The organism is Edaphosphingomonas haloaromaticamans, from assembly GCF_001853345.1.
GTDB classification, from domain to species: domain Bacteria; phylum Pseudomonadota; class Alphaproteobacteria; order Sphingomonadales; family Sphingomonadaceae; genus Sphingomonas_E; species Sphingomonas_E fennica.
In genome coordinates this window covers 4,527,444-4,540,759 of the sequence record NZ_MIPT01000001.1, presented here as the reverse complement: position 1 = coordinate 4,540,759, position 13,316 = coordinate 4,527,444, and the positions used below count along the sequence as shown (strand labels likewise).

Below are 13,316 nucleotides of genomic sequence, written 5' to 3'. Positions count from 1 at the left end.
TCAATGGGCTGCGACGGGCCGCCCGCCCTGGGGCAGCGGCCGGAGAAACAGGACAAGCGGCATGACCGCGACGATGCCGACCGAAAGGATCCAGAAGAGGTCCGAATAGGTCATCGTCAGCGCCTGGGCCTGGATGCTGGCCTCGATCGAGCGCATCGCGGCATCGGGGCCGCCAAGCGCCTGGGCAAGGCGATCGACATAGGCCTGGACCTCGATCGAATTGGCGTTCAGCGTTTCCTCGATCCGCCGGCTGTGCAGCCAGACGCGCTGGTCCTGCACCACCGCCACGCCGGCCAGCGCGAGCGACCCGCCAAGGTTGCGGGCGGCGTTGTAGAGGCCGGCCGCATCGCCGGCATGTTCGGGCGGCACCGACCGGATCGCGGCCTGGTTGAGGTAGATCATCGAGAAGACGGTGCCGAGCCCGCGCAGGAGCTGGGAATCGACGAAGGTCGATCCGTCGGACAGGACGGTCAGCGTGGTTTCCATATAGGCGCTGACCGCGAGCACGGCGAGGCCGAACGCCACCGCGATACGGATGTCGATGGTGCGGAGCAGGAAGGGCGTGAACGGCATCAGCAGGATCACCGGTATGCCCGACAGCAGCACGATCTCGCCTGCCTGCAGCGAGTTGTAGCCGGAGATCGTCGCGAGGAATTGCGGGATGGTGTAGGACGTGCCGAACATCACCATGCCGACGACGATGACCATCGCGACCACGGCGCCGAACTGCCGGTCGAGCAACAGCGACAGCCGGATCACCGGCTTGCGCGCCACGAACTGGCCGATCAGCAGCAGCACGAAGCCGAAGGCGGACATGACGGACAGCCAGACGATCAGCGAGGAGGAGAACCATTGTTCCCGCTCGCCTTCCTCCAGCACCACGGTAAGGCCGCCAAGCCCGAGCGCGAGGCCGAATATGCCCAGCCAGTCGGCCTCGCGGATCAGCGAAAGCTGCGATTTCTGGTAGGGCATGGCGACGATCAGCAACGTCAGCAGGGCGATACCGACCGGCAGGTTGATGAAGAAGGCATAGTGCCAGCTGATATTCTCGGTAAGCCAGCCGCCCAGCACCGGGCCGACCACGGGGCCCATGATGACGGTGGCGCCGAACATCGAATTGCCGATCGGCTGCTGGGATGGCGGCAGGCGGGTGGCGATGATCGTCATCGCCGTGGGGATCAGCGCGCCGCCGGTGAAGCCCTGGCCGATGCGGCCGACGATCATCATCGGCAGGGTCGTGGAAAGCCCGCACATCACCGAAAAGGCCGTGAACAGGCCGGCGGCGATGATCAGGAAGGTGCGCAGGCCGAACAGGCGGGTCAGCCAGCCGGAAAGCGGGATGATGATGATCTCCGCCACCAGATAGGCGGTGGCGATCCAGGTGCCCTCGGTGCCGCTGGCGCCGATTTCGCCCTGGATGGTCGGCAGCGAGGAATTGACGATCGAGATGTCGAGCGTCGCCATCAACGATCCGAGCGCGCCGGCCGCCACCGCCAGCCAGGCGGCGGCATCGGCCTTTTCCGGCACGGCGGGGACAGGGGCGGCGGATGCCATCAGCGCGCGGCCTTGCGGCGGGCGGCTTCCTGGTCGGCGATGCGGCGCTCCTCGCCCTTGGCCGACATGGTATCGACCTCGACGGTGACGGACAGGCCGGGCACCAGCACCTTGCGGGCATCCGGGCCGGCATCCAGCGCGATGCGGATCGGCACCCGCTGCACGATCTTGGTGAAGTTGCCGGTGGCGTTCTGCGGCGGCAGGATCGAGAATTGCGCGCCCGTGCCCGGCGCCACGCTTTCGACATGGCCGTCCAGGTCGACGCCCGGCAGCGCGTCCACCCGGATCTTCACCGGCTGGCCCACGCGCATGCGGCCGATCTGCGTCTCCTTGAAATTGGCGGTGATGTAGAGCGCCGACAGCGGCACCACCGACATCAGCCGCGCACCCGGCTGGACGAACTGGCCGACGCGCACCGTCCTGTCGCCGATCCGGCCGTCGGTGCTGGCGCGCAGGATGGTGGAGCCGACATTGACCCGCGCGGTGGCGAGCTGCGCCTGGGCGACCTCGCCCTGCGCCGATGCCTGGCGGATCTGCGCCCTGAGCGCCGCCACGCGCCGTTCGGCCATCGCCAGCGCGGCATGCTGGGCGGCGGCCTGCCGCGCCGCCTGCACGGCCTGGTTGCGCAGGGTCGTCAGCTTCTCGCCGGTTTCGGCGCCGGTGGCGGCCAGCGGCGCATAACGATCCACCTCATGCGCGGCGAAGGTGGCCTGGGCGTCGGCGGCGGCTGCCTGTGCCCGCGCCTGGGCGATCTGGGCTTCCTGCTCGCCGATCATCGCGCGGACATTGTCGGCATTGGCGGCCGCCACATCGATCTGCGCCTGATATTGCGCGGCCTGCGCCTGATAGTCGCGCGGATCGATGCGGACGAGCGGCTGGCCGGCCTTCACGTCCTGATTGTCGCGCACGAACACCTCGGCGACATAGCCCGATATCTTGGGCGCGATCACCACGGCATCGGCCTGGATATAGGCGTCGTTCGTTTCCTCGAGATATTTGCCGTAGAGCTGGTAGCGCACGAACCAGATCAGCACGGCCGCGATGACGATCGCCGCCCCGATGATCAGCGCGCGCCGCACGCCCGGCCGGCGGAAGGCGGGCAGCCGATCGGCCGCCTGACTTTCACCATCGCTCAACGGGTTGCCGGGCGCCGCGCCATTTCCGGCCGCACTCTCTTGCATGGGGAATCATCTCGCAATTGCACAAGGGGTAATGGCGGCCCCTTGCACCTGATCGCGCTATCAGGCAAGACCATATAGTATGCATACATACATATTCTGGCGGGATGCGACATGACGGTGGCGAGGGACGCGGTTTCGGCGGGGCTCCGGGATTTCTACCTGCGGACGCACCGGCTGCTGGACGGGCTGATGAAGGATACCGGCGCGTCCTTCGCGCGGGCGCGGCTGCTGGGCTATATCCATAAGGAAGGGCCGGTCCGCTCCACCGACATCGCCGAAAGCATGGCCTATGCCCCCCGGACGGTGACGGTGGCGATCGACGCGCTGGAGCGCGAGGGGCTGGTGCGGCGCGATCAGGACCCGGCCGACCGGCGGGCCAAATATATCTCGATCACCGATGCCGGACTGGCGGCGCTGTGCGCGGCGGAACCCACTAAGCAGCGCTTCGTCGACAGCCTCTATCGCGCGCTGACGGACGAGGAGGCGCTGCAGCTCGCCCGGCTGATCGGCAAGCTCAACGACCGGCTGGAGGAAATACAGGCCGAATGCGCGGCCGAGCAGGCGGGATCGGCGGGCTAGGCTGCGTGGATTCCCGGCCGGAAGGGCTGGCGGGTTTCGGATCGCTGTTTGCCTGAATGGGAAGCGGGCATTTCTCTCCCCCGATCGTCCTTCCCAGGAAGGCGGGAGCCGCGGGTCGGCGCGGCTAATCCATGGGCACGGCTGGCTCGATTGAGTCGATGGCTCCCGACACAATGGATTCCCGCCTGCGCGGGAATGACGGGTTGGGGCGGGTTGACGGGACTTTCCTGCTCGCGCGCCGGGCCACCCCGAAGGTGGGCGCCGATCGGCGCCGGAGAGGCGTCAGGTCAGCGCGAGATAGATGATGGCGGAGAAGCTCGCCACCAGGCCGCTTGCGACGCACAGCAAGCGGAAGCCGCACTCCTGCACCACGGACTCATAGTGCTCCATGAAAGCACCTCTCCATTCGTCACTCTTACGGTGATCGCAGGGGGAGGGTATCATGTTGGCGGCCGCCCGCAAGAGGCAATGAACGACGTTCATTAAAGGGCCGTAATCGCTTTTCCTTTACGGAAGAGCTGCCGCGCGGCCGGCACGCCGGCGACGGCCGCCGCGGCGTTCGGCGCATCCATCGCCACGAAATCCGCGGCGCATCCCGGCGCGATTCCGTAGCCGTCGAGGCCGAGGACGCGGGCGGCCGATCCGCTCGCCATGTCCAGCGCCGTTTCCAGATCGGCATCGGTGTAGAAGCCGGAGCGGTAGCCGATCAGCATCGCCCGGCGCAGCATGTCCGCATCGCCATAGGGCCACCAGGCGTCGCGGATATTGTCGTTGCCGGCAAAGACGGTGACGCCGGCCGCGCGCAGGCGGGCGATGGGCGGGAAGGCGCGGTCGCCGGGCGCGTTGGTCATGATCGCGACGCCGGCCGTGGCGAGGCGTTCGGCGATGCGATCGACCTCGGCCCCGGGCACGTCGCCCAGCGCATAAGCGTGGCTCACGGCGACGCGGCCGTTCAGGCCCAGCGCGGCGGTGCGCTCCGCGATCCGGCCGAGTTGGGCGATGCCGCCCTCGCCGGGCTCGTGCAGGTGGATGTCCACCTTCGCGCCGCGCCGGTCGGCGATGCCGAAGACGATGTCGAGATGGCCGTCGGCATCGCCGTCCAGCGTGGTCGGATCGATGCCGCCGATCACGTCCGCGCCCTCGCGGATGGCGGCATCGAGGATGTCGGCGGTGCCGGGGCAGGTGAGGATGCCCGCCTGCGGGAAGGCGACCAGCTCGATCGCCATCCGCCCGGCCCAGTGCTCGCGCGCCTCCATCACGGCGTGGAGGTTGGCGAGGCCGGTGGTCGCGTCGACGTCGACATGGCTGCGCATCGCCATCGTGCCATGGCCGGCGGCGAGCGCGATCAGCGCCTCGGCGCGTTCCGCCACCGGGCGGGCGGCCGCCAGCAGCGCCTTCTCGTTGGCGAGCCGCTCGCGCAGCGTCGCGGCCGGCCGGTGCGGGTGCCAGCGATCGCCGACGAAGCTCTTGTCGAGGTGGATATGGCCGTCGACGAAGCCGGGCAGCACCAGCCGCCCGCCAAGGTCGACGGTTTCGGCCGCCTGCCGGTCCCTCGGGGCGATGCCCACGGATACGAAGCGGCCCGCGGCCACGGCGAGCGTCGCCAAGCTGCCGTCGGCCAGCCGCGCATTGGTGAAGAGCGTGTCGATCACGGGGGCGTTCACTTGGCCTCGGCGGCGTTCCAGGCGGCCACCTTGGCGCGGGCTTCGGCCAGCATGCGGTCCAGATCGGCGCGGTCGTGCACCTCGCCGCGCAGGATCACGGTCTCGATCGCGCGGGTGGCGGCGATATCCTGCAGGGGATTGGCGTCGAGCAGGACGAGATCGGCCGCCTTGCCCGGCGTGATCGATCCGTAGCGGTCGAGCCGCCCGAACCAGGTCGGCCCGGCGCGGGTGGCGGCGGAAAGCGCGTCGGCCGGCGTGAGCCCCTTGGCGACGAACAGCGACAGCTCGTCATGTAGGCCGATGCCCGGATAGTTGAAGGAATTGAGGAAGCCCGCATCGGTGCCGGCGATGATCGTGACGCCGGCATCGCGCAGCATCGGCAGGGTGGCGGCCATGCGATCGAAATGATCGTGGCGCGCCGCGATTCCGGCGGCATCGGCCTGGGCGGCGCGCTGGATGCGCCAGTCATAGGTCTTGCGCAGCTTCGGCCCGATATAAGCGAGATAGGCGTCGTCCGCATGGGTATCGCTGTCCAGCCAGGCGAGCACGCGGCTGCCGTTCAGCGTGGGGGTGACGAACACGCCCTTCGCCGCGAAGGTGCGATAGGCGGCCATCGCCGTCGCCGGATCGAAACCGGCGTCCAGCTCGCGGTTGGCCTCCGCCCGGTCGATCCGCCCGGCGGCGAAATCGGCGGCGATCCGCGCCTCGTCCTTCACCCCGGCCTTGAAGGCATAATCGAGATGCTCGATCGAGCTGATCCCGGCATCGACCGCCTGGCCGACGGTGAGCGCCATCGGGATATGGCCCGAGGTGCGCAGCCCCGCCGCCTTCGCCTGCGATACGGCATAAAGGAACAGCTCCGGCTTCAGCGTGCTGTCGGTGATCTTCACGAAATCGACCTTGAGGCCCTTCAGCCGGGCGATCGCGGCATCGACCTCCGCCTGCGATCCTACCTCCAGCGTGCCCTTCCAGATCGGATTGATGCCTTCGATCTTGGGTCCGGAGGTGAGCAGGGTCGGCCCGGCCAGCGTGCCGCGCGCGATCTCGTCGCGCCAGGCCAGCACGTCATAGGGCATGTCGCCCGCGCAATCGCGGATCGTGGTGATGCCGTGGGCGATGTAGAGCGGCAGCAGCGCCTTGTTTTCCTCGATCAGCTCGGGGCCGCCGCCGAAATGCATATGCATGTCCCACAGGCCGGGGATCAGGAAGCGGCCGGTGGCGTCGATGCTCCGCTTGGCCCGCCAGCTTCTGGCCACCTTCGCGTCGGGGCCGGTGGCGACGATATCGCCGCCGCGCGTCACCACGGCCTGATCGGCCAGGGTGCGGGCATGCTCCACGTCCACGATCGTGGCGTGGCGGATGATGACGTCGCCGGCCCTGGCGGCGGCCTGCGCGGGGAAAACCGTCGCGATCGGCGCGGCGAAGGCGAGGAGGGCGGCGATCGCGCCGCGAAGCGTGGAGGACATCAGGCGGCTCCCGGAAAAGATATCGCCAAGCTAGGCGCGGGAAGCCATATTCACAAATTAGATGTTATTATGATCTCCATTAAGGTTCATGATGATATCATGCTCGATCCCCGCCTGCTCAGGAGCTTCGTCGCCATCGCCGACAGCGGCAATTTCACGCTGGCGGCGCATCGGCTGAACATGACGCAATCGACCATCAGCCAGCAGCTCGGCCGGCTGGAGGAAGTGCTGGGCCGCGATCTGATCGATCGATCCGCCCGGCCCGTGCGGCTGACGGCGGCCGGCGAACGGCTGGTCGGCCATGCCCGCCGCATCCTGGCATTGCAGGACGAGGCGGAGCTGCTGCTCCGCGATCCGGCGGGCACCGCGCCCATCCATATCGGCCTGCCCGAGGATCTGGCGACGGGCGCGATGGCGGAAGGCTTCGCGCGGTTCATGGCCGGCGACAAGGCGATCCGGCTTGACGTGACCACCGGCCTCAGCCGCGATCTCGCCACCCGCTATCGCGACGGCGAGTTCGATCTGGCGATCGTGAAGGAAATGGTGGCCGGCAATGGCAGCCTTGCCGCCTTCCCCGAACCGCTGGGCTGGTTCATCGGCGCGGACGATGCGCTGGTCGCGCGCGATCCGCTGCCGCTCGTCACCTTCCCGCCCGGCGGGCTCTATCGCGACCAGATGTTCGATGCGCTCGAACGGCAGGGGCGGCGCTGGTATGTCGCTTTCTCGGGAAGCAGCCTGCAGAGCGTGCTGGCGGCGGTGGAGGCGGGGCTGGGCCTGTCGCTGCTGCCAGTGGGCGCCGTGCGCGGCACGGCCGTGCGCGAACGGCCGGCCTTCGGCCCCGTCGCGCCGATGGCGATATCGCTCTATGCCCGCACCGCCGACGGCGCGATCGGCGCGCTTGCCGACATGGTTCGCGACGTGCTGGCGGAACGCCGGGGCCGGTGATCGCGGCCGCCCGGCCGCCGCCTCATGCGTTCTGGACTTTCTCCCATGGTCGCTAGCGTGTAACGCTTTACTGCCAGATGGGGGACGGTCATGCGTTTCGGGGGCAACGGATCGACGCAATATACCTTGCAGAACCTGATCACGATGATCGTGATCTTCGGCATATTGCTGCTCCTTTATTATTTCGTCTGGCACAAAAGGGGGAAGGACGACGGCGATGAATGACCGGCCCGTCTTTTGCCCGTCCGGATACGCCCCTTGCTGAAGCAGCGCGGCCCGATCGACCGGGCGGTGGCGGGCGGACCGTTCGGCACTCTGCCCCCCCGGCCGGGATTCCATTGGGCGGACGGCATATCGCTGCTGCTGATCGCCCTGTTCGCCGCCGTCGTCTGCCGTTTCGCCTTCGTCCAGGATATCTGGATCGACGAGACCACCCAATTGTCGGGCAGCGGCCTGCCTTTCCTCAAGATGGTCCACTGGCTGCTCGGCACGCCCAAGGCGCTGTTCGTGGTGCCGGACGATCGCATGCCGCTGGGCAGCTATGCGCTGGACTGGCTGGGTGTGCACCTGTTCGCGCTGTCGCCGCTGGGGCTGCGGCTGCTGCACGGCGCGCTGCTGGTCCTCGGGCTGGTGGTGATGGCGGCAGCGCTGCGCCGGCGGTTCGGCCCCGGCTGTGCGGCGATCGCGCTGGCGATCCTCTGCCTCAACCCGCAGATCGCGATGACGGCGCCGGAAATCCGCGCCTATCCGCTCTATCTGGCGCTTGCCTGCGCGATGATCGCCCCCTTCCTCGCCATCGTCGATCCCGCCTGGAATCGCGGCTGGCGCGCCCCCCTCGCCGTGGCGCTGCTGTGCGCGGCGACGGTGCATGTCCATTTCTTCGGCGCGGTGATGAGCGCGTGCGTGTTCGTGGTGCTGATCGCGCGGCATATCGGCGACCGGCGGGCGCTGATCGTGCTGGCCGTCTCCGGCGCGCTGGGCGCGGCGCTCAGCGTGGCGGTGCTGCCCTTCATCGTCGCGGCCAGCGGGCAGGTGGATCATGCCGCCGGCGGCGGATCGATCGCCACCTATGCCATCTATGTCTCGCGCCTGTTCGTGGGATCGATCCACATGGTCTATCCGATGGCGGCGTCGCTGCTGCTGGCAGGATTGGCGCTGGCCGGGGCGGCCGCGCTGTGGCGGCTGGCGGCGGGCGGGATGGAGCCGGCGCGGCGGGGCGCCTTCCTCTCCCTCGTGGCGGTCGTCCTCCTCGGGCTCGCCATCACCATCGGCGCCGATATCGCGCTGGACACGCTGAACGCGATCAAGCCCACCTACAGCTATTGGATGATGCCCTTCGCCGCCGCCGCGATCGCGGTGGGCCTGTCGGGGATGGGCCTGCCGGCGCGCCGCCCGCTGGCGCTGCTGTCGCGCGGCGCCGTCGCCGCCATCGTCGCGGGCGGGCTGATCGCCACCGGCCTGCTCTGGCGGCACGCGCCGCTCTTCGCCCATGGGCCGGGGCGGATGTTCGCCGAAGCGATCGGCAAGGATAGTGCGGCGACCCTGATCTTCGAGCCCGGCGATCCGCTGGGCTATGCCGCGCTGCCGACGCGCTGGCGCTTCCATGACGATGTGGCGATCTGGCAGGCGGAGCCGCCGGCGGGCGACCGGCTCATCCGCTTCGCGACCGGAAGCCCGCTGTTCGGCGCGACCGCGCCGGCCGCCGCCGTGATCGATGCCGGCGCGCCCGCGATCCTGGTCGGCCGCGTGGCGGCGGGTTCCTATCGCGACGTGCGCGCGGCGATCGACGGCCATCCCCGCCATCTGGAGGCAGGGCCGATCGCCGGCCGCCTCGCCGCCGATCCCCGGTGGGAATTGGTGGAGGAACGCGAAAGCCAGGGGCTGTTCATCGCTCGCATCTGGCGATTCCGGGCGCGTCCCGCCACCAAATGAACGAAATTCAAAGGAAATCCGGCTAGGGACGCCGATCGGCGGGCCGGATGCGTTCTGGGCTTGACCGCGGGCGCGTGGCGGGGGAATTTTTGCTTTGCAGCATAGGATGCGGGCGGACGGACGCCAAAGCGGCAATTCGGCGGAGAAATCGAGTGCTTGACGTATCATCCGAAGGCGATCGCCGGATCGACATGGGCCGCGCGGCGCGCCGCCCGATCGAGCTTGCCGTCATCGTTCCCACCTATAATGAGCGCGAGAATGTCGGCAGGCTATACGGCCTTCTCGAAGATGCGCTGCAGGGCGTGCGGTGGGAAATGATCGTCGTCGACGACGATTCGCCCGATGGCACCGCCGAATTCGTCCGCGAGATGTCGATCGACAACCAGAATGTCCGCGCCATCCAGCGCGTCGGCCGGCGCGGGCTTTCCACCGCGGTGATCGAAGGCATGCTGGCGACGGGCGCCACCAAGCTCGCCGTGATCGATGCCGATCTGCAGCATGACGAACGCAAGCTGCCCGAGATGCTCGAACTCTTGCGCAGCGGCCAATATGATATCGTCGTCGGATCGCGCTACACCGATGGCGGCGGCCTCGGCGAATGGGACAGCAAGCGCGCGCGGATGAGCCAGTTCGCCACCCGGCTCGCCGGCCTGGTCCTCAAATCGGACCTGAAGGACCCGATGAGCGGCTTCTTCATGATCAACCGCGACGCCTTCGAACGCACGATGCGCGGGCTTTCGGGCGAAGGCTACAAGATCCTGCTCGATCTGTTCGCCTCGGCCGATCCGCCGCTGCGCTTCGCCGAGGTGCCCTATGAGTTCCGCACCCGCCAGCATGGCGAAAGCAAGCTCGATAGCGCGGTATTGTGGGAATATCTCGTCCTCATCGTCGACAAGCTGGTCGGCCGCTTCATCCCGGCCCGGCTGCTCCTGTTCGCGCTGGTCGGCGGATCGGGCGTGGTGGTGCACTTCGCCACCTTCGCCGCCTTGTATTTCGGGCTGAAATCCACCTTCGTGGCGGCGCAGACGGTGGCGACGGTGGTCGCGATGACGACCAACTACGTCTTCAACAACATCCTCACCTATCGCGACAAGCGGAAGAAGGGGTGGAGCTTCCTGACCGGCCTGATCGCCTTCTATGCCATCTGCGGCATCGGCGTGATCGGCAATGTCGGCGTCGCCAACATCATGTATACTGAGAAGTTCACCTGGTGGCTTTCCTCGGCGGCCGGCATCGTCATCGGCACGCTGTGGAATTATTCGGCGTCGTCGCTGTTCGTCTGGAAGAAGAAATAGGCCGGATCGCGGCCGCCCCGGCAGATGCGGGAGCGGCCGCGAAATCCCTTCAGATCACCAGGTTGGGCGGACGGCCGCTGCGCATGATGCGGATCTGCTCGCCGAAACGGCTGGCGAGATGCTGGTGGGCGGATTGCGCATCGCGCGCCTTGGCCGTCTTCGCGGCGGCGCATTCCTCGATATAGCGACGCCAGATGAAATCGCGGTCGATACCCATTTAGGCCTCCTTGCCAGATGGGGCGCCCGGCGCGGACGCCCGGTCGGATCTCATGGCAGCACCATGCCACAGCGAACGGACGAGCGCGAATCGTCCGTCTGGCATGCGGGGCGGGCCGCCCCCGGCGTTGCGCGCCGCGCCGCGCGCCGCCATAAGCGGCAGCGATGGATAATTATCTCGCGCTGATCCGCCGCATCCTCGACGAAGGCACGCCCCAGGCCGACCGCACCGGCGTGGGCACCCTTTCGGTGTTCGGGCACCAGATGCGCTGGGATCTGGCGGCGGGATTCCCGCTCGTCACCACCAAGAAGCTGCACCTGCGCTCGATCATCATCGAGCTTCTCTGGTTCCTGCGCGGCGATACCAACATCGCCTGGCTCAAGGACCGGAAGGTCAGCATCTGGGACGAATGGGCGGACGCGAACGGCGATCTCGGCCCCGTCTACGGCAAGCAGTGGCGCGACTGGGAAGGGCCGGGCGGCGTGCATGTCGACCAGATCGCCGCGCTGATCGATCTCATCAACCGCGATCCCGGATCGCGCCGCCAGATCGTGACGGCGTGGAACCCGGCGGACCTGCCCCGGATGGCGCTTTCCCCCTGCCATTGCCTGTTCCAGACGCATGTCGCCAACGGCCGGCTCAGCCTCCAGCTCTACCAGCGGAGCTGCGACGTGTTCCTGGGCGTGCCGTTCAACATCGCTTCCTATGCGCTCCTCACCCACATGCTCGCCCAGCAATGCGGGCTGGAGCCGGGCGAGTTCATCTGGACCGGCGGCGATTGCCACCTTTATTCCAACCATCTCGATCAGGCGCGCGAGCAGCTGGCCCGCGATCCCCGGCCGCTGCCGAGGCTGGAGATCCGGCGCCGGCCGCCTTCGATCGACGCCTATGAATATGAGGATTTCGCCTTCGTGGATTATGATCCGCACCCGCATATCGCGGCACCGGTGGCGATATGAGCCGGCCGCGCATCACCTTCTACGTCGCGCGGGCCGATAATGGCGTGATCGGGCGCGACGGCCGGCTGCCCTGGCGGCTGCCGGAGGACCTGAAGCGGTTCAAGGCCATGACCATGGGCAAGCCGATGGTGATGGGGCGCAAGACCTTCGAGAGCTTTCCCAAGCCGCTGCCCGGCCGCCGCCATATCGTGCTGACGCGCGATCCGGCCTGGGCGGCGGACGGCGCGGAAGTCGCCCATTCGGTCGATCAGGCGATCGCGCTTGCCGGCGATGTGGAGGAGGTGGCCGTGATCGGCGGGGCGGAGATCTACGCGCTCTTCATGCCGCAGGCCGACCGGATCGAGCTGACCGAGGTGCACCGCACCGTGGAGGGGGATACGAAGATGCCGCCGCTCGGCGCCGGCTGGCGGGTCGCGAACCGCGAAATGGGCGGCCCCGATTTCGATTTCGTGACGATCGAGCGCAACCGCTGATTGTGCCGGCGCGCCCGCTTTCCTATAGCCCTCGCGCCATGGACCGGCTGACCAACGATGCCCCGCTGCCCGATCGCCTGCGCGGGGGCGTGATCGCGCTCGGCAATTTCGATGGATTCCATCGCGGCCACCAGGCCGTCGTCGCCCGTGCGCGCGAACGGGCGCGGGCGGAAGGGCGGCCGTTGATCGTCGCCACCTTCGATCCGCATCCGGTGCGCTTCTTCCGCCCCGATGCCCCGCCTTTCCGGCTGACGACATTGGACCAGCGCGCGCGCCTGTTCGCCGAGGCGGGGGCCGATGCGATGCTGGTCTTCCGCTTCGATGCGGAGCTGGCCGGCGAAAGCGCCGAACAATTCGTGCGCGAACGCATCGCCGGGCGCACCGGCGCGGCGGCGGTGGTGACGGGGCAGGATTTCACCTTCGGCAAGGCGCGCGGCGGCAATGTCGCGGTGCTGGCCGAACTGGGCGAGGCGCTCGGCATCGCGACCGAGGCGGTGGCGCCGGTGGCGGACGCGGAAGGGCAGATATCCTCCAGCCGCATCCGCGATGCCCTGCAGCGCGGCGATTGTGAGGCGGCGGCCGCCCTCCTCACCCGCCCCTTCGCGATCGAGGGCGTGGTGATCCACGGCGACAAGGTGGGCCGCCAGATCGGCTTTCCCACCGCCAATATCGACATGGGCGATTATCTGCGCCCGGCCTACGGCATCTATGCCGTGCGCGGCCGGCTGCCCGGCGGGCGCGTGGTGGGCGGGGCGGCCAATCTGGGCATCCGCCCCAGCTTCGATCCGCCCAAGGAGCTGCTGGAGCCGTATTTCTTCGATTATTCCGGCAGCCTTTATGGCGAGACGATCGCGGTGGAGCTGGTCTCCTTCATCCGGCCCGAGCTGCGCTTCGACGGGCTGGAGGCGCTGAAGGCGCAGATCGATGCCGATTGCGCCGAAGCGGCGCGCCGGCTTGCGGCGGCACCGCCGCTACCCTAGAGCGTGAAAACCTTGGCGGCCGCCCCGGCGGCGGCCAGGCCCGATCACCTTATTCCAGGCCGAAGCCCCCG

13 protein-coding genes are annotated in these 13,316 nt (G+C 68.3%); 8 read left to right on the top strand and 5 right to left on the bottom strand.

Features of this window, described 5'->3' with window-relative positions; translation table 11 throughout:
* Both BHE75_RS21100 and BHE75_RS21095 read right to left on the bottom strand, forming a co-directional pair.
* Positions 1 to 1,554: an MDR family MFS transporter gene (locus BHE75_RS21100; protein WP_070935262.1), complete on the bottom strand. Its 1,554-nt coding sequence runs from the start codon at positions 1,552 to 1,554 to the stop codon at positions 1 to 3.
* Complete coding sequence (locus BHE75_RS21095; RefSeq protein WP_015458699.1) at positions 1,554 to 2,735, bottom strand: HlyD family secretion protein; 1,182 nt, start codon at positions 2,733 to 2,735, stop codon at positions 1,554 to 1,556. The genes BHE75_RS21100 and BHE75_RS21095 overlap by 1 nt, the downstream gene beginning before the upstream one ends.
* 111 nt (positions 2,736 to 2,846) lie before the next feature.
* Here BHE75_RS21095 and BHE75_RS21090 point away from each other — a divergent pair, with 111 nt between their 5' ends.
* The gene (locus BHE75_RS21090; protein ID WP_015458698.1) at positions 2,847 to 3,314 is read left to right on the top strand and encodes a MarR family winged helix-turn-helix transcriptional regulator; all 468 of its coding nucleotides are present in this window, start codon (positions 2,847 to 2,849) and stop codon (positions 3,312 to 3,314) included.
* Between the two features lie 482 nt (positions 3,315 to 3,796).
* Here BHE75_RS21090 and BHE75_RS21080 read toward each other — a convergent pair whose 3' ends face one another.
* Together BHE75_RS21080 and BHE75_RS21075 are read right to left on the bottom strand one after the other, a co-directional pair.
* Positions 3,797 to 4,966, bottom strand: coding sequence for an amidohydrolase family protein (locus BHE75_RS21080; RefSeq protein WP_070936243.1), 1,170 nt, complete (start codon positions 4,964 to 4,966; stop codon positions 3,797 to 3,799).
* 8 nt (positions 4,967 to 4,974) lie between these two features.
* On the bottom strand, positions 4,975 to 6,444 hold the full coding sequence (locus tag BHE75_RS21075; protein ID WP_070935260.1) for an amidohydrolase family protein: 1,470 nt from the start codon (positions 6,442 to 6,444) through the stop codon (positions 4,975 to 4,977).
* Between the two features lie 99 nt (positions 6,445 to 6,543).
* On the opposite strand from BHE75_RS21075, the gene BHE75_RS21070 reads away from it, so the two are divergent.
* The 4 genes from BHE75_RS21070 to BHE75_RS21060 all read left to right on the top strand — a co-directional run bounded on the left by BHE75_RS21070 (position 6,544) and on the right by BHE75_RS21060 (position 10,616).
* Positions 6,544 to 7,389 (top strand): LysR family transcriptional regulator, encoded by an 846-nt coding sequence (locus tag BHE75_RS21070; protein WP_070936242.1) that lies wholly within the window; start codon positions 6,544 to 6,546, stop codon positions 7,387 to 7,389.
* A gap of 90 nt (positions 7,390 to 7,479) precedes the next feature.
* The gene (locus BHE75_RS25265; RefSeq protein ID WP_269078664.1) at positions 7,480 to 7,614 is read left to right on the top strand and encodes a hypothetical protein; all 135 of its coding nucleotides are present in this window, start codon (positions 7,480 to 7,482) and stop codon (positions 7,612 to 7,614) included.
* Positions 7,615 to 7,647: 33 nt separating this feature from the next.
* Positions 7,648 to 9,321, top strand: coding sequence for a hypothetical protein (locus BHE75_RS21065; RefSeq protein WP_070935258.1), 1,674 nt, complete (start codon positions 7,648 to 7,650; stop codon positions 9,319 to 9,321).
* 152 nt (positions 9,322 to 9,473) lie between these two features.
* Complete coding sequence (locus BHE75_RS21060; protein WP_015458692.1) at positions 9,474 to 10,616, top strand: glycosyltransferase; 1,143 nt, start codon at positions 9,474 to 9,476, stop codon at positions 10,614 to 10,616.
* 49 nt (positions 10,617 to 10,665) lie between these two features.
* On the opposite strand, the gene BHE75_RS24620 is transcribed toward BHE75_RS21060, so the two are convergent.
* Positions 10,666 to 10,833: a hypothetical protein gene (locus tag BHE75_RS24620; RefSeq protein WP_170112642.1), complete on the bottom strand. Its 168-nt coding sequence runs from the start codon at positions 10,831 to 10,833 to the stop codon at positions 10,666 to 10,668.
* Between the two features lie 164 nt (positions 10,834 to 10,997).
* Here BHE75_RS24620 and BHE75_RS21055 point away from each other — a divergent pair, with 164 nt between their 5' ends.
* Genes BHE75_RS21055 through BHE75_RS21045 form a run of 3 tightly spaced genes read left to right on the top strand, consistent with a single transcriptional unit; the run spans position 10,998 to position 13,245 of the window.
* Positions 10,998 to 11,792, top strand: a complete 795-nt coding sequence (locus BHE75_RS21055) for a thymidylate synthase (protein ID WP_070935257.1) — start codon at positions 10,998 to 11,000, stop codon at positions 11,790 to 11,792.
* The gene (locus BHE75_RS21050) at positions 11,789 to 12,265 is read left to right on the top strand and encodes a dihydrofolate reductase (protein ID WP_070935255.1); all 477 of its coding nucleotides are present in this window, start codon (positions 11,789 to 11,791) and stop codon (positions 12,263 to 12,265) included. The genes BHE75_RS21055 and BHE75_RS21050 overlap by 4 nt, the downstream gene beginning before the upstream one ends.
* 38 nt (positions 12,266 to 12,303) lie before the next feature.
* On the top strand, positions 12,304 to 13,245 hold the full coding sequence (locus tag BHE75_RS21045; protein WP_070936240.1) for a bifunctional riboflavin kinase/FAD synthetase: 942 nt from the start codon (positions 12,304 to 12,306) through the stop codon (positions 13,243 to 13,245).
* Positions 13,246 to 13,316: the final 71 nt, after the last annotated feature.